We start from the raw sequence: 16396 nt of genomic DNA on the forward strand, positions 1-16396 counted from the left end.
AGGGGTTGGGGTGAGGGGTTTACTTACTAATCAGCGGCAAATACTGCACTGAACTCGTATCATAATCATCAAGATAGGCTGCAACCCACGCTAGCGGCGAATTCCAGTTAATCGTTATTTCATTGGTTGACCACGAATCGATATGATCAACATAGCACTTCAATGCCGCACAACCAGCCAATTCAGCTTGGGCATAGGGGTCTTGAATGCTTGAATTTGGGCCACCAGCCACCACGCCTGGCGGCGTACCAGGATATTCTGGATTGATTTGCTTAGCCCAGAAACGATGGTGTGGATTGGTCAGCGCGACCGAGCCATAGCCCGAAATATACGAGCGATTCAGCGGATTACGTCCTAGCAAATAATCCATGCCTTGGCTAATTGCATCGGCATAGCTGGCATCACCAGTGAAATCGCCAGCCAAACCCATCACAATCATATTATTCAGAATTGATGAGTTGGAACCCCAAGGATACTGTGCCCCAGGATCAAACGGAATGCCATAGCCACTCGATTGTTGCATCGCGATAAATTGATCAGCTGCTGCAATCACTGCTGCACGAGCAGTTTGGCGATTCGCGCTACTCAAATCACTGGGAACCAAGGCCAACGACAACGTACCAAGGCTAGCCACGCCACCCCAATACATGGCGCTACCGCCGCTAACATCAATCCGCAAGTAATAGCTTGATTCTTCGATTGCTTCGCGATAGGTGGCCGAGCCAGTCGTGATATACAACTCAGCGGCAGCCCAATACCATTCATCGCTCAAGGTGTTATCGCCATAGCCACCACCGCCATTGAAGTTATCGCGGGCAATTTCGTTAGGATAAGCCAAAGCTGCTTGCCAAGCTCGTTCAGCTGCCACCAAACAGCGATCGGCAAAGGCTTCGTCGATCTCACGCCAAATCCGCGAACATTGGGCAGCGGTTGCCGCCAAGTTTAAGGTTGCGGCGGTGCTTGGTGGATACAAATAGCGCATTTGGCTATCTTCGTGCGGAGCCATTGGCAAGCCAGTCCAGTTCGCATCGTGAACTTTATGATGCACCATGCCTGTTTTGGAAACTGGCGCAGTCGGCGGAATTTGCATTCCTAGCATAAACTCCATATTCCAGCGCACTTCATCCAATAAATCGGGCACACCATTACTATTTTCGGGAATATTCATCGTGCCATCGGCAAATTGGGCTAGGCTCTCGGGGCCACGTTGCTGCGCTCGTTCATATTGATTCAGCAACGTCCAGACCGAAATACCACTGTTGACTACATATTTGCCATGGTCGCCAGCATCGTACCAACCCTTTGAAACGTTGAGTTGATAATCGCACCCCGGCCAACTTTGACCTTGAGTGTCGGTGCCAGTAAAACAGGTTACCGAGGTATCGCCTTGATTAGGTGCAACCCCGATATGGCCAGCAGGCCGCGTCCATTGTTCGCCACCCGCATAGGGCATGGTAATCGCAATCCCGCTGCGGTTATGATAGAAATAGGCCAAGGCATCATATTTCATGCGCGAATAAATGCTAGCTTCAATCGCAAATGGGTAGCTAGTTTCGCTGCCGACGCTCAAATAATAGCCTTCGCCAACCGTTTGGTAGTTGGAAAAATCGATCAAATGCACATGTTCAGCCGAAGCTGATTCTTCGCCATAAACCGTGGTTTGGCCGCTCAAAACCACCGTATCAGCAGCGTTGTGCAATTGCCAAGCCAATGGCTCAGTCGCAGGATGCACCAAACTTGCCATTTTGCTCATGGTTGGCAAATAGCTGGCTTGGTTGACGCGAATTCCGGTTTCTAACATAGACAAACTCACCTGATCAATACAGATCGTCGGGGTTCCTAACCCACCCATTTGGAACAACAACGAGGCTGCATCGCTATAGGCCGACGTAAAATTATAGACAAATTCTGTCCAGGCTGAGTTGAGCACTGGATCAGCCGCAAAATAGCCAGTGTATGGCTCGGCATTTTTTTGCAAACGCACTGGCAAAGTGACTGGCGCGGTTGATTTGGCAGCAAATTTAAGTTGATAGCTCACGCCAGTTTCAATTGCAATGGTATGTTGACCAAGCTGCACATCCCAAGGATTGGTACCAGCAGCGTTGATCGTCAAACATGCGCCATCATCGGTGTTGACACTGACATCACCACCTGTCCACCAAGGCGGCAGGCCACCAACAAACTCGCCATTTTGCACCAAATTGCCCGATGGCTCAAGCGGGCCAGTTTCGCCCAGCACTTGTACATCATCAATTGTCAGCACGTTTGTGCCTTGACCGCCCATCTGAAACTGAAAAGCAGCCCCAGCATCATCAAAGCCCGAGGTAAAGACAAATTGATGGGCTTGATCGCTCGTGGTCAAAGCAACGTCTTGACTAAAATAGTTGGTATAAGGCGAAGCCTCTTTTTGCAGTTTTACCACCACATTACCAGTGGCCGAAGCACGAATGCGAAAGGTGACCGTGTAGGTTTGGCCTAATTGAAGCGTAACCCCATTTTGGCCAACGATTGCATCCCATGGATTACTACCAGCATTGTTGATGGTTGCGACTAACGCACCACTAGCAGTATCAGTAGCGATCGAACTGGTGGCCCACCATGGTGCAAAACCAGCGCTGAAATCACCATTTTGGAGCAAATTACCAACATCTTGAGGGGGTTGAGCGTAAATCTGAGAGGTGGCTGGCACAATCGCTTGTTGGCAGCCTAAAGCAATAATCAACCAAAAGACGAAAAATCCTCGTGCCCAAAAGCTCCTCGTCGAACGAATACCAATCACGGTACGGCTGTGGTCAGCGCTCATTGCTGCCTCCATGATTCACTTCATTGGAATCGGTCTCAATACATCAGCGTAAATAACAGAAGGTTGTTCAAACGAAAGCTGCTGCTACAGTGCTACACGATAGTTGGTGCTTTCGTCGGCAATTGAGAACGATCTCATAACTAGATAGCATATAATAGCATAGGATTGTGCCGTATAATGCAACCAGCAATTTGCCGCGTTGAAGCTTGATTGGCTTGAGGAACCCATGCAACCCGCCCGAATCAGCCACAACTATACACCCATGCCATTTCGTCGCTTGCTGCGCTGGTCGATGATACTCTCAACCGTTTTGGGCTTTATCATCCTCATTCCAGTTGCAACCTCAGGCTTAAATGTTGAAAATGTGCTTATGACCTTTGGCTCCAGCTATTCGATTGGGATTGCCGCGCCATCGCTGGTCTTTTTTTTGCTGCGCTGGACGATGCCAATCGCGCAAGGCCGCAATTGGTCGCCGATTCGGGCTTGGTCGTTGGCAGCATTTTTGGGTGGACTGATTGCCACAATTATTTATGCAGTGATTTTTGGGTTATTTTTTATTCCCGCGAATGAGCGTTTTAACTTCATTATTTTTTGGACGATCCTTGGTTCGTTACTTTCAGCAGGCACGACTGGTTTGTTTTATACTGCCGAACGTGTGCTCAACGAACTCGACAAAGGCCGCCAAGCGTTACGCCACAACGCCGCACTTTCGGAAGAATTACGGCTCGCTCGCATGATCCAAGAAGGCTTGCTACCTGACCATCCACCTGAAATCAATGGTTTAGCAATTGCTGGCGGTTGTTTTCCGGCTCACGAAGTTGGCGGCGATTTGCTGAGCTACGATCTGACTGCTGATGGCCGCTTGTGTCTTAGTGTCGGCGATGTTACTGGCAAAAGCGTTAGCGCGGCCATGCTGATGGGCATTACGCTGGGCGTTTTGCAATCAGAAATTTACGATCATGAAGAGCCAGCGACTGTGCTCAGCGAGCTTGATCGTTGGCTGCGCACCAAGCGTCAAACCAATAATTTTGTGGCCTTGCAAGTCGCCTTGTTCAATCTACAAACCAGCAGCATGCTCTTGGCGAATGCTGGGCAATTAGCGCCCTTGCGTCGTCGCCAGCACGAAGTAGAGTTTCTAGAAATTAAGGGCAGCTTGCCGCTGGGCATGGGGCCAACGATGCCCCACGTTCAAGAACAACTCAGCTTACAATCGGGCGATTTGCTGGTGTTTTATACCGATGGCGTGGTTGAAGCCCAAAATGCTAAAGGCGAGATGTGGGGCTTTGAAAGTCTCATCACGCTAGTCAAAACGATCAAGAGCAATCACCCGCATGAAATTGTCCAAGCAATTCTCACGGCAATTCGTAGTTATACCCACAACATCGAACCGCACGACGATATTACCTTGGTTGTGGTGGCTGTTCAATAAATTATGTCAAGTAAACACCAGATTGAGCATATTCAACTTGAGCATAATGCCTTAGCGCCAATTTTTATCGCCAAACTTGAGCCACAGCACATCCCCAATGTAGTCAATTTACCGCATCGCCATAGCTTCCACGAGCTTTTATGGATCAAGGCTGGCACTGGTCGGCATTGGGTTGATCAGCAATCATATCCCTTGCAAGCCCACACTTTAGCTTTAGTAGCCCAAGGTCAGGTGCATGTTTTTGAGCAGGCCGAGGAGCTTGATGGCTATTATTTGCGCTATGATCAGGCTTTTCTGTCCGCCCAACCTGATGAGCAGCAACCACTATTTATTACTAATGGTGGGATGCAACTGAGCGCTCCCGATAGCCAGATTATCGATAGTTTGTTTGAATTATTGGCCCACGAATATCAACAGGAAGATTGTTTGGCCAAATATCACAGCCTGCGCCATTTACTGCTGACCCTACTTTGGCAAAGCCAGCGCCTAAGCCAAGCAGCCGATCAACAGCCACAATCAGCCAATTATGCCATCTATCGCCAATTTTTGGCGCTGCTCGAACAAGCATTTCAGCAGCATCACGATATTCACTATTATGCTGATCAGCTTAATCTCAGCAAAACTCAATTTGCTCAAATTATTAGCCAGCACAGCGGCCAACCACCCAAACGACTGATTCTTAAACGAATTTTGCTCGAAGCTCAGCGTTATTTGCAATTTACTAGCATGCCAATTCAACAACTAGCCCAAAGCCTCGGCTTTCATGATCCTTTTCATTTCAGTAAATTTTTTAAGCAAGAGCTAGGTATTTCGCCACGCCGCTACCGCGAACAAAGCTTCAAAAAATGATATGCTCTGCACAAAATTTTTCCATTTTTTCAATCTCCCACAATCGCTACAATAAAGCGATGGCTCGTATTCCAGCAGGTACAAGCCAGCAATGAATTAGCACAATCAAACGAGGGCTTCATGAAACGGATCGTGATCGATCAAAAAATTGCAGTTTGCGTCGTATTTGTGGCGGCGTTGTTTATGAGCATTATGGATGGCACGATTATCAACGTCGCCTTAGCAACCATCCAACAAGATTTTGGCGCGAGCAGCAGCGCAATCAACGCGATCGTGGTGATCTATTTAATTTGTATTGCGGTGGTGATTCCAGCTTCGGGCTGGTTGGGCGACCGTTGGAACACCAAATGGGTCTTTTTAACCTCACTTGGTTTGTTTACCTTGGCCTCACTGGCCTGTGGCTTAGCCCAAAACATTGAGCAATTAATGCTGACTCGGGCAGCCCAAGGCATCGCCGCTGGCGCATTGATGCCTGTTGGCACAACCATGCTCTTTCGCACCTTCCCGCCGCACCAGCGCATCCAAGTTTCGCGGGTGCTGATTATTCCAACAGTGATTGCGCCCGCTGTTGGGCCAGTACTCGGCGGATTTTTAGTCGATCATCTGTCGTGGCACTGGGTCTTTTTCGTCAATGGCCCAATTGGTTTAGCCGCGCTGATCTTTGGGGTCATTTGGTTGCAAGCGCCAGCCCAAGAAGAAGTTGGGGCATTCGATTGGCTAGGCTTTATTTTGGCCGGCGCTGGATTTGCCGCCTTGCTCTACACCTTGACCGAAGGCGCTAGCAAAGGTTGGAGTTCACCATTAATTCTGGCTAGCGCAGCAGTTGGCGTTATAGCGATCACCACGCTGGTAGTTGTCGAATTAGCCAAAGCTCAGCCAATGCTGGATCTACGCTTATTCTCAATTCCATTGTTTCGCGTCAGCAATTTAGTGGCGATTTTCGGCTCGGCGGCCTTTACAGGCATTTTGTTTCTGATGCCGCAATTTTTGCAAAATGTCGTTGGAGCCAGTGCCCTCGAATCGGGCTTGACCACCTCACCCGAAGCGATCGGCGTGGTGCTATCGAGCCAAATCGTGGCGCGGCTTTACCCCAAAGTTGGCCCACGCCGCTTGACCTTTGGCGGGGTTTTGGGGGTTGCCGTGATGATCGGCTTGATGAGTACGATCAATGCTGAAACCAATTTATGGTTGGTACGGGCCTTGATGTTTGGCACAGGTGTGGGGATGGCCTACCTCTTTTTGCCAATTGAGGCCGCCGTGTTTGCCCAAATTCCCCATGCTTCGACAGGCCAAGCCTCAGCCATTTTCAGCATGCAACAACAACTTGGTTCGGCCTTGGGCGTAGCCATTTTGGGTAGCGTGTTGGCACTGAATCACAGCGGCACAACGATCAATCAAAATGCCCAAAGCTACCAGTATGCCTTCTTGGCGGCGGCAGTTTTGGCATTCGTTTCAGCCTGTATAGCCTTGTTTATTCGCGATCGCGATGCAGCGGCGACCATGGCACAACATGGCGAGCACAGCGAATTAAGTCATTCAATCGCTTAAAAAATGGCGGCGCATGATGTTGCTCATGCGCCGCCGATGTTTAAACTAAATAACTTCTTGGTCACGCAAACGCGGCTGTGGATCATCGCCACGACTGCTGGGGCGTTGTTGTGACTGTTGGGGTTGGCCGCCAAATAAACCGCCGCCACCAAACAATTGCCCAAACAAATCGCCAAGCCCACCAAGTGCATCGCCGTAGCCACCTTGCGGCTGTTGTTGTTGCGGCGGCTGTTGCCGTTGCTGACCACCACCAAATAATTCTTCAAAACCGCTGGTCTTACTTGGCTCGCCACGGCCAGCGCTGAGGCCATTGGAAAGCAGGGTCTGTAACAAACTACCAAACAATGAGCTAGCTCCAGCAGCCCCTGGATCGACCTTGCCAGATGTATCGTTATTGCCGAATTGACCAAAACCAGAGCCTTGCTGAGTTGTGCCATAGGCTCCACGTTGCGAAGCTTTGTAGCCATCCATCAAGGCTTCGAGCGTCGATTTGCCATTATTACGCGATTGCATAAAGGTGGTCACGCCTGGCACAAGCCCATCGAGAATGCCGCCTTCGCCCTGTTGTTTAACCCCAGGCGTATTTTGCACCCCGCCGAGCAAGCCGCCGAGCAATTTGACAATATCATTCACCCCAAACGACGTTTTACCTTCTAAATCTTTGGCAGCTTGATCTAAGCCGTTGGCATACATCGGAGCGGTTGGGCCTTTGCCGGAAGTGCGTAAAGCCTTGCTCGCCGCGCGTAAGGCTTGATCAACCGAGCCTTGGCCTTCATTTTGGCGCAATGTATTGGTGATTGTTTCAAAATTGCTGAGCATGTTATCGCCAGCATCGCCGTCGCCAACTCCATCAAGCGCATTCAATGAATCTCGTTCATCGGCTAAATTGCGGGTCATTTCGGCAAAAAGGTCGGTCAAAGCCTTCGACATACAACAACTCCTTTGGTGCTAAACCATAATCCTACTATTGGTATTGCTATTTTCGTACCACCAATTGCCAGATTCTAACAGCTTGGCATGATCAACTCAATGCTTAAACAGCAATCGGCTGCCTGTGCTGAATCAACACAAGCAGCCAATCGAGTGCGATGCTTAGCTATTTTGCACCAACATCAAGACACTGCTCAATGGTTGGTCAGCCAATTGGGGCATCAACTGCAACATTCCCTGTACTTTATGCAACACTGCTTGTTGCTCTTCGCTAGCAATACCCAAGACTTGTTCGAGGGCTGCGCCAACCGTCAGGGTTTGCAATTCTTCAGCATTCAAATATTGGCTGGCAATCAAGGCTGCTTCGCGCAACACTGGTTGGGCAGCAGTCAGATTCAAACCATTGTCGTTGCTGGCAGATTTTTCAGCATCGCCATTGCCATTTGGCAACACCCGACTGATCAAACGATTACCAAGCTCTTTCAATGGAGCAGGCGCGGTGTTGAGCAAACTGCCAACCCCATCAGCCAAACCAATCATGCGCAGAATTTGTTGGGCAGTTTCAGGCGTTCCATAGAGCTTGAAGTCCATCGCGGCCATCGCTTCGCCCATAGCTTTAGCTTGGGCTACGCCAATTTCCACCTTAGCATGCATGCGAATCCGCTCAAGCTCTAATTCCTGAGCAACCCCAGCGTGAGCAGCTAAAGCTTCGGCTAAAGCTTTCTGACCTTCGGCTTCGGCAAGGGATTTGGCACGAACAGCATCGGCTTCAGCCAAACCACGCTCACGAATCGCCTCAGCTTCGACACGGGCGGCATCAGCTTTGGCCTTAATCACTTCAGCTTCGGCCAAACCTTGCGAAGCCACAGTTGCTTTGGTTGCTTCGGCGCGTAAGATTTCCGCATCAGACATCGCTTGGGCTTCAGTGCGACGAGCTTCGGCCATCTTAATTGCAGCACTTGCTTCGGCGGTTGCCTTTTTATTCAAGGCTTCAGCATCAGCTTCGGCCTGCTTAATTTGGCGGAAGGTTTCAAGCTCAACTTCATTTTTACGATTGATAATTTCGCGCTTGGCATCACGTTCAGCATTGATAATTTGAATTTGCGCTTCACGTTCAGCGGCAGCACGTTCTTGTACCGTAACCACGCCTTGCTCAGCGACTTCACGTTCGGCAGCAATCGCCAAACGATCTTTCTCAGCTTGTTCGAGCTTGGCTTGCTCTTGAGCCAAGGCCACTTGGCGTTCGCGGTCGGCCACTTGGACGGCTTGTTCACGCAGAACTTGGCTGCGCTGAACTTCGCGCTGGCGTTCTTGTTCGGCCAACTGAATTGCTTGTTGCTTGCGTTGTTCGGCCAACATAACCGCTTGTTCTTTGAGCTTTTCGGCTTCGGCGATGGTGCGTTCTTTTTCAACCCGACTTAATTCAGCAGCTTGTTGTTGTTCGTAGGCAACGCGTTCAGCAGCAGTGCGTTCCTCAGATTCGCGAATCAAAATTTCACGTTGTTGAGTGGCGCGGGCTTGCGATAAGTTTCGCTCTAAATTCAATTTTTCTTGATCAACATCAGCATTACGCCGAGTAATTTCCAATTCGCTGGAGCGTTCAATATCATTTTGTTCTTGCGAAGTCGAAGCATTACGTCGAGCAATTTCCAACTGTTTTTGGCGCTCGATCGTATTGCGTTCTTGCTCAGCCGTAGCATTGCGCTTGGCAATTTCAGTTTGGGTCATTTGATCAATTTCGTTGCGTTGTTTGAGCGCTTGCTGAATAACTTCGGCATTGGCGCGGGCCACTTGCGCCCCGAAGACATCATCAGTGCCAAAACTACCTTGGCGGGCGCTCTTTAATGTGGTAATTGAAACCGCTTCAAGCACCAAACCATTTTCAGCTAAATCGCTGCGCACCAAATTTTGCACCCGTTCAACAAATTTTTCACGCTCTTGGTGTAATGACATCAAGGTAAAGGTGGCAGCTACGTCGCGCAGCGCACCTTCCAATTTGCTTTCAACCAAACGTTTGACACTATCGGTATTAACTTCTTTACCACCGATAGTACGGGCAGCGCGTTCAATATCTTCAGCAATTGGATTAACTTTGATAAAGAAAATTGCCCGAATATCGGCATATTGGGGGTCGATCGTTAGCAACGCATTGGCTTCCGTTCGCTCGACATCAATATCCATCGTGCGCAAATCAACCCAAGTAATTTCATGAAAAGCTGGAATTACCCAGCTACCACCATTGAAAACAACCTTTGGTTTGCTGCCACCAGTCCGCACATAGGTACGGTCGGCAGGCGCTTTCACATAAAAGTGGTTGACCAAGGCAAAAAACACCACAACCAACAGAATCACGACCAGTAGGGTAATCCCGACTAACACTGCAATCTGTTCCATTAGCAATAACTCCTTATAACCCAGGATGGCAGCAATACTCTACTCAAACAGCCATCCTAGAGACGTTCCCTCGTAAAATGTTCCTTCTTTCAAAAAGCTATAAGCATCACATTCGAGTATTCCTCAAACTCAACCCAATATCTAAATACTAACGACCAAATTGTTTGGCAATAAAACAACGCTTGGTTTGATCGTATTCAACTAAAGCGACCTCAGTGTTGGTTGGTAATGGCTCACCAGTGGCTAATTGAGCAAATACCGTGTGCACTGTGCCATGAAGATCACGTACCTCTACTCGGCCATAAGTAACGCTAATCGTTGGGCTACTAACCCGCCCAACTCGCCCAACCAGTTGCTCAAAACCAACGATCAGGCTATTTTCAGGAGCTAATTTAGCGAATAGGCGACTGGTACGACTGGTTCCGACAAAGGCTAAAGGCAAACTCAACACCAAAACCACCGCAAAAAACCAACTGGGGTATACGCCATCAAATTGAAACGCTACCGCATTCAGCAGTAGCCCAATCAAACCAAACAGCGATAAAAAACTAACGAGGATAAACATCAGGGGCACTTTGCCAACCCCAAGCGTGTCGAGAGCGCCATCAAAAAAATCATGGCCATCGCTATCGATATCAGCATCGCTATCGTGGTCGCCGAAGCCGCCAACAATTTGCAAAACTGCAAAGACCAAGCCAAGGCCAAGACTAATTAAAAATGGTAAGTTGTACCACGTTGTCCATACCTTCATGGGCGTTTTCTCCACATCCTAGTGTAGCTTCTGTACGTGGTAATTATTAAAATGTTGCAGTGTATGAACTGCTGCGAGCGGTACACCAAGCATAGCACAAAAGCCAGATGCGACACAAGCGGCATGCTTGTGTTAAAATACGCAACATTGTGTTGTCGCCCAACGGCTCTAGCCGCGTTATCAACGCTGATTGCACACCGACGTGCTGCTTCTAGGCGTGGCTTTGGCTTTGTTAGTATCCAAACGCGAGGAGAGCAGTCGTATGCTCCGAACTCACACCTGCGGCGAGTTGCGCCGCGACCACATCGACCAAACCGTGACGTTAGCTGGTTGGGTTCATCGCCGCCGTGATCACGGCACGGTGCTCTTTTTAGATTTGCGTGATCGCTATGGCTTGACCCAAGTGATTGTTGATCCCTCGTCGAATCCCGAAGCTCGCGCCATACTTGATAGCATCAAAAATGAGTATGTGATTCAAGTCACTGGGCGGGTGCGCTCACGACTGGCTGGCGCAGAGAATGCCAATTTGGCAACTGGCGCAATCGAACTCGAAGTGCAAAGTGCCAAGATTCTCAACACCGCCAAAACTCCACCAATCTTGGTGAATCGTGATGGTGGCGAGGATGAAGCGCTGCGCTTGAAATATCGCTATATTGAATTGCGCCGCGAACGCCAACAACATATTTTGGGGTTACGCCATCGCACGATCAAATTTATGCGCGATTGGATGGATCGCGAGGGCTTTTGGGAGATTGAAACCCCCATTTTGATGAAAAGCACGCCCGAAGGCGCACGCGACTATCTCGTGCCAAGTCGCTTACATCCAGGCGAATTTTATGCCTTGCCTCAATCGCCGCAACAACTTAAGCAATTGTTGATGGTTTCGGGCATCGACAAGTATTTCCAGATTGCGCGTTGTATGCGTGATGAAGATTTACGGGCCGACCGCCAGCCCGAATTCACCCAACTTGACATTGAGATGAGCTTTGTTGAGCAAGACGATGTGCTTGATGTTGTTGAACGCTTGATGACTGAATTGGTGGCCAATGTTACGCCGCACAAACGCTTGGTTTCGCCCTTCCCACGGCTGACCTACGCCGATGCGATTGAATATTACGGCTCCGACAAGCCCGATTTGCGCTATGACTTAAAGTTTGTCAATGTGGGCGAAATCGTCAAAGATAGCCAATTTGGCGTGTTTACTGGTGCACTCAGCAGCGGTGGCAAAGTTCAAGCCATTCGCTTGCCTGGTTGTGGCAACTACTCGCGTAAGCAAATCGACGACCTACAAGAAGTTGCCAAAATTGGTGGAGCCAAAGGCATGGCTTGGATGGCGATCGAAGCTGATGGCAGCGTGCGTTCGTCGATCGCCAAATTCTTCGAGCAAGCCCAACTTGATCAATTAAAGAGTGCAACAGCGGCTGAAGCTGGCGACTTAATTGTCTATGTTGCTGATAAACCAGCGGTGGTAGCGGCCTCGTTGGATAAAGTACGACGCGAAATGGCCAAGCGGCTCGATCTCGCCGACAAAGATCTGATGCATTTTGCTTGGGTGATCGACTTCCCAATGTTTGAATACAACGCCGAAAGTGGCGAATGGGATGCCGCGCACCATCCATTCTGTATGGTCAACCCTGCCGATGTGGAGAAAATGCAGCGCGGCGAGTTTGAAGGCGTGAGGGCCGCCTCATACGACTTAGTGTGTAATGGCTACGAGTTAGCTTCTGGCTCAATTCGGATTCACGATCGCAGCATTCAGCAATACATTTTTGATCGTTTGCCCTATAGCCCTGAAGAAATTCAAAAGCGTTTCGGGCATATGTTGGAAGCCTTCGAATATGGCGCACCACCGCACGGCGGCATGGCTCCAGGCATCGATCGCTTGGTGATGTTGCTGGCCGATACCGACAACATTCGCGATGTAATTGCCTTCCCCAAAACTCAACGCGCCGAAGATCTGATGATGAATGCACCATCGTCGGTCGATGCCAAGCAATTACGTGAGCTTGGCTTGCGCTTGGCCGATGGAGTTGAACCACGCGGCTAAGTTTAAATTTCAGCACAAATTGCTCATAGTTGCCTAAACTATGGGCAATTTGTGTTTAAAACCCAAAACCTGTGATACGATAACCTGAGTGATTGAACGTGTGGATTGGCATGCAAACGGCGCAAATTTCTTCGATTAATTTAAGTATTCAGCAGCGTTGGCTGATTTGGCTGTGGGTGCTGCTCGGCGGGCTGAATCCGCTCGGTTGCTTGTGGCATTGCGGCGAATTGACCCAAGCAAATGAAATTAATCTAAATCGCGATGCAGGAATGTTTATCTGTTTGCTGGCTGAATCGCAGCCACCCGCCAGCAACCTACACGTCCATGCGCCTAGCTCAAACCCCGATCCAGTCCAGCAAGGAGTAGCGCAATTGCATGGGTTTGATAGCCTCGCATTAGATTTAAACTGGCTTTGGCAACAATCCAACCAGCAACCACTCATTTGGCAGAGCCAACCGATAGCCCCGCCCCTAGCGCCCCCACCAGAATTACGATAATTAAGTTAATTTCAGTATATTCTTGCTATTGTTAAAGGAGTATTCAGCGTGTTCAAACGATTTTTGCTTTGTTTATTGTTATTAACTAGCCTCGTTGCTTGTGGTGGCAATAATTCGGCTCAAGTGCCCGCGCCAGTCGAAAAAACCGTCGATGGCGTGACTCTCAAACTTACCTCAGAAAGCCCATTGAGCCAAAACACCGACCAAACGTGGGTGATTAATGTGACTCAAAATGGCCAACCTGTGGATAACGCCGATGTCTATTTGGATATTGATATGCCTTCGATGCCAATGGGCCAGAACAAACCGCTAGCCAAAAGCGAGGGCAACGGCAACTATCGCGCCCAAGGCATCTACACCATGGGCGGAGCGTGGGCGGTGAGCGTATTCGCCGAATTCGACGGCAAAGAATATCAAGCCAGCTTCGATTTCAACGTACCAGAATAATACCTAGGGCTGGCTCTTCAATCCAAACGAAGGGCTAGCCTTTTTCTGCTTCATTCAGACTTGACAAATTCAGCAACTTCAGGCATCATTGGCGCTAGCAAAACAAATGCGGGAGTAGCGCAATGGTAGCGCATCTGCCTTCCAAGCAGATGGTTGCGAGTTCGAGTCTCGTCTCCCGCTCCATGTACACTACGAAGCTCCAACGGAAACAACGGTTGAAATGCTGTTGTTGGTTGGAGCTTTGTTATTCTCCCAGCCGTAATCCATACCCGATGCAACATGCTTTGAATAATCCGGCGTTGCTCAGGAAACCCAAGCGCTTCGAGTAAGTGGGGTAAATGCTCCAAGAAGGCCCGTGCTTGATCAAGATTGATATGTGGTGGCGCACTTGGTACTGTCTGAAGTTGCTGTTTAAGTTTGGTCACCTCTGCATGGTAAATTGCATCTGGTGAACTACCACACCCACGAGGGGCGTGGCTTCTGCCTTCAACGACGGCTACCAGCGTTTCACTGGGTTTACACCATCTCCAGCAGCGTTTTGGCTTTCCGTCGTCCCAACGGCAAGCAAGCGTAGCCCTTCGTGCAGCATGTTGATCGCGGCGTTGACATCCCGATCATGGGCTGTGCCACAGATATGACAAGTCCACATACGGTCGGATAGCGTCAGGGCGGTTTTGGTCTGGCAGTGGTGGCAGGTTTTCGATGATGCGTAGAAGCGATCAACCTGCACCACCTGCCTGCCATGCCATTCCGCTTTATCATGAAGCATCTGCACGAAAGTCCCTAGGGCGGTATCACTGAATGATTTGGCCAGCTTGGTTTTCACAAGGCCTTTGATATTCAGGTCTTCGATGCACACCACGTCGAATCGTTGAACAATCCCCACCGCATGTTTATGGAGCCAATCCAAGCGCCGGTTTTTGATTTTCTGGTAAATTTTGGCAACCCGCTTCCTTGCTTTGGCGCGGTTTCTACTGCCCTTCTGCGTTCGTGCGAGTTTCCTCTGAGCGCGGGCAAGTTTCTTCTGGTTTCGGCGGTAGAACTTCGGTGGTGCTGTCTTCTCGCTCGTTGACAGCGTGGTGAATGATTCCAGTCCTACATCAATCCCCACAGGCCGATCAGCCGTGAGCAGCACCTTGCATAAGCAAAGGACACCATTGCACCGCATTGCCACAAAAAACGCGTAGTCTACCCCATGAACTGCGCGTTCGCTGTCACGTGTGGAAAGGGAATTGAAGGTCATCCACGGTGATGCGTTTCATCGAATAACACGCATACCCACATCGCCCGTCGTGGACGAGCTACGTTACCACCTTACAAGACTCCTCGTGGAATACCCGCTGGAGGTAAGCCTTGAGTTTGTGGCCACCTATGGATAGGCACACGTCAAAAAATGATATACTCGCGCTATCTCGCTGGATTAATCATCTCCATGATGGTTGGCAAAACCACGCATACAGCAGGTAGCCGTAGCATTGCCACCGGACGCACTGATTCTCAAATAGCAGGTCAAAATCGACACGATGATCGAGGGCTTCGCGCATTTCTGTGATCGCTTAGACCACATTATCACGCGATGTGCCAACTACGGTTAATCGAACCATAGCAGATCCTAAACCTAAAACCACAAACGGCTCGAATAATGGAGCCGCTTATGGTTTTAGTCAGCGATTTCTCTTAGGCAATAAGCATAGTGATGTTTTGAACCGACGATGTGACCGTAGCCCCCGAAGCCCCGATCAAGCAGCTTGATCAGTTAGGTAACACTCATTATCCTAAAATGCAAAGTGCACGTGAGAATTTCCCACATGTACTTGTTCCTAGCGATCATAAATCCATTCCTAACGAAGAGGATTCATCGGAGATGCCGAGCAAAGAAGCTCAGTGCCAATCCACTTGCTTAGTGCTGAATCGATTTCCGATCAACCTCAGGTGCATCAAGGCACAATTCTGGTATCAATTGGCAGCCTGCCTCAGTACATTCAGCCAAAAACACATAGTGCCCAACTGGCCCCTCGAGTAAAGTCAAGGCCACATCCTTGATCAGCGTAGCATACCGATGTGCATTAACTTCGGGTGGGGTATTCGTATCCGCTTCGCCAGCAATGATCATTACGGGAATATCCACCGCAGCCAATCCATCGGAGGTGAATGATTCACCAAGGGCTGATGCCAAAACGAAAACAGCCCGAATGCGCTCATCACGGTACTAATTGCTCAATAATAATTGTCATCATTGCTGAGTGCAGCATACATTCATTTCCACACAACAAAACCATATGCCTTACGTGAGCTGCTGAGCAAGCCCAAGAATAATGCCTTCGGGGCCGCGAATAAAACAGAGCCGATAGAAGTTCTCATACTGGGCAATTTCACCGACAATTTCAGCACCATGCGGGCTCAAGCGAGCAAGAACCGCATCAAGATCATCAACGGCAAACATAATCCTTCGAATACCCAGCGCATTCGAAGGAGCATTGTGTGGTGTAACATTTACCGCTGCTGGAGTATGAAATTGAGTCAACTCGACCCGCCCCGTAACCATCGGGAGTGCGCAGGGTTGCGATGTCGCATGAGACTGTACAATAGCGTGTGTATTTGGTTCCCAACCCAAAGACGAGCATTTCCAGAATAGGCTTGTAAGGGGATACCATGCCACGAGCAAAACACAAACCCGCACCAACGACCGCCGACCAACCCG

12 protein-coding genes, 1 tRNA gene and 1 pseudogene are annotated in these 16396 nt (G+C 49.5%); 7 read left to right on the plus strand and 7 right to left on the minus strand.

Going from position 1 to position 16396, the window contains the following annotated elements:
- Positions 1-19: 19 nt before the first annotated feature.
- Positions 20-2803 (minus strand): glycoside hydrolase family 9 protein, encoded by a 2784-nt coding sequence (locus ABEB26_RS14235; RefSeq protein ID WP_345722697.1) that lies wholly within the window; start codon positions 2801-2803, stop codon positions 20-22.
- A 226-nt stretch (positions 2804-3029) separates the two neighbouring features.
- On the opposite strand from ABEB26_RS14235, the gene ABEB26_RS14240 reads away from it, so the two are divergent.
- The 3 genes from ABEB26_RS14240 to ABEB26_RS14250 all read left to right on the plus strand — a co-directional run bounded on the left by ABEB26_RS14240 (position 3030) and on the right by ABEB26_RS14250 (position 6629).
- Positions 3030-4232, plus strand: a complete 1203-nt coding sequence (locus tag ABEB26_RS14240; protein WP_345722698.1) for a PP2C family protein-serine/threonine phosphatase — start codon at positions 3030-3032, stop codon at positions 4230-4232.
- A gap of 3 nt (positions 4233-4235) precedes the next feature.
- The gene (locus ABEB26_RS14245; protein ID WP_345722699.1) at positions 4236-5081 is read left to right on the plus strand and encodes an AraC family transcriptional regulator; all 846 of its coding nucleotides are present in this window, start codon (positions 4236-4238) and stop codon (positions 5079-5081) included.
- A gap of 120 nt (positions 5082-5201) precedes the next feature.
- The gene (locus ABEB26_RS14250; RefSeq protein WP_345722700.1) at positions 5202-6629 is read left to right on the plus strand and encodes a DHA2 family efflux MFS transporter permease subunit; all 1428 of its coding nucleotides are present in this window, start codon (positions 5202-5204) and stop codon (positions 6627-6629) included.
- Positions 6630-6674: 45 nt separating this feature from the next.
- Here ABEB26_RS14250 and ABEB26_RS14255 read toward each other — a convergent pair whose 3' ends face one another.
- The 3 genes from ABEB26_RS14255 to ABEB26_RS14265 all read right to left on the minus strand — a co-directional run bounded on the left by ABEB26_RS14255 (position 6675) and on the right by ABEB26_RS14265 (position 10704).
- Positions 6675-7559: a dihydroxyacetone kinase subunit L gene (locus tag ABEB26_RS14255; protein ID WP_345722701.1), complete on the minus strand. Its 885-nt coding sequence runs from the start codon at positions 7557-7559 to the stop codon at positions 6675-6677.
- 162 nt (positions 7560-7721) lie between these two features.
- Positions 7722-9953: an SPFH domain-containing protein gene (locus ABEB26_RS14260; RefSeq protein WP_345722702.1), complete on the minus strand. Its 2232-nt coding sequence runs from the start codon at positions 9951-9953 to the stop codon at positions 7722-7724.
- Positions 9954-10101: 148 nt separating this feature from the next.
- The gene (locus tag ABEB26_RS14265) at positions 10102-10704 is read right to left on the minus strand and encodes a hypothetical protein (protein WP_345722703.1); all 603 of its coding nucleotides are present in this window, start codon (positions 10702-10704) and stop codon (positions 10102-10104) included.
- A 262-nt stretch (positions 10705-10966) separates the two neighbouring features.
- Between ABEB26_RS14265 and aspS the strand changes: the two genes are divergently transcribed.
- The 4 genes from aspS (at position 10967) to ABEB26_RS14285 (ending at position 13878) form a co-directional block, all read left to right on the plus strand.
- Positions 10967-12751: an aspartate--tRNA ligase gene (gene aspS / locus ABEB26_RS14270; protein WP_345722704.1), complete on the plus strand. Its 1785-nt coding sequence runs from the start codon at positions 10967-10969 to the stop codon at positions 12749-12751.
- A 110-nt stretch (positions 12752-12861) separates the two neighbouring features.
- Positions 12862-13248 carry a hypothetical protein gene (locus ABEB26_RS14275; RefSeq protein WP_345722705.1) on the plus strand — a complete coding sequence of 129 codons (387 nt, stop codon included), beginning with the start codon at positions 12862-12864 and terminating at the stop codon, positions 13246-13248.
- Between the two features lie 48 nt (positions 13249-13296).
- Entirely contained in the window at positions 13297-13695 is a 399-nt protein-coding gene (locus tag ABEB26_RS14280; protein ID WP_345722706.1) for a FixH family protein, read from the plus strand.
- 108 nt (positions 13696-13803) lie between these two features.
- Positions 13804-13878: transfer RNA gene (locus tag ABEB26_RS14285), tRNA-Gly, on the plus strand.
- 313 nt (positions 13879-14191) lie between these two features.
- Here the strand turns inward: ABEB26_RS14285 and ABEB26_RS14290 are convergent.
- From ABEB26_RS14290 to ABEB26_RS14300, 3 genes and pseudogenes are all read right to left on the minus strand, one after another.
- Positions 14192-14938: an RNA-guided endonuclease InsQ/TnpB family protein gene (locus ABEB26_RS14290; RefSeq protein ID WP_345722707.1), complete on the minus strand. Its 747-nt coding sequence runs from the start codon at positions 14936-14938 to the stop codon at positions 14192-14194.
- Between the two features lie 657 nt (positions 14939-15595).
- Positions 15596-15823 (minus strand): alpha/beta fold hydrolase, encoded by a 228-nt coding sequence (locus tag ABEB26_RS14295; protein ID WP_345722708.1) that lies wholly within the window; start codon positions 15821-15823, stop codon positions 15596-15598.
- A 156-nt stretch (positions 15824-15979) separates the two neighbouring features.
- Positions 15980-16274: pseudogene (locus ABEB26_RS14300) on the minus strand (VOC family protein); the annotation flags it as partial.
- Positions 16275-16396: the final 122 nt, after the last annotated feature.

This window comes from Herpetosiphon gulosus, assembly GCF_039545135.1.
GTDB classification, from domain to species: Bacteria; Chloroflexota; Chloroflexia; order Chloroflexales; family Herpetosiphonaceae; genus Herpetosiphon; species Herpetosiphon gulosus.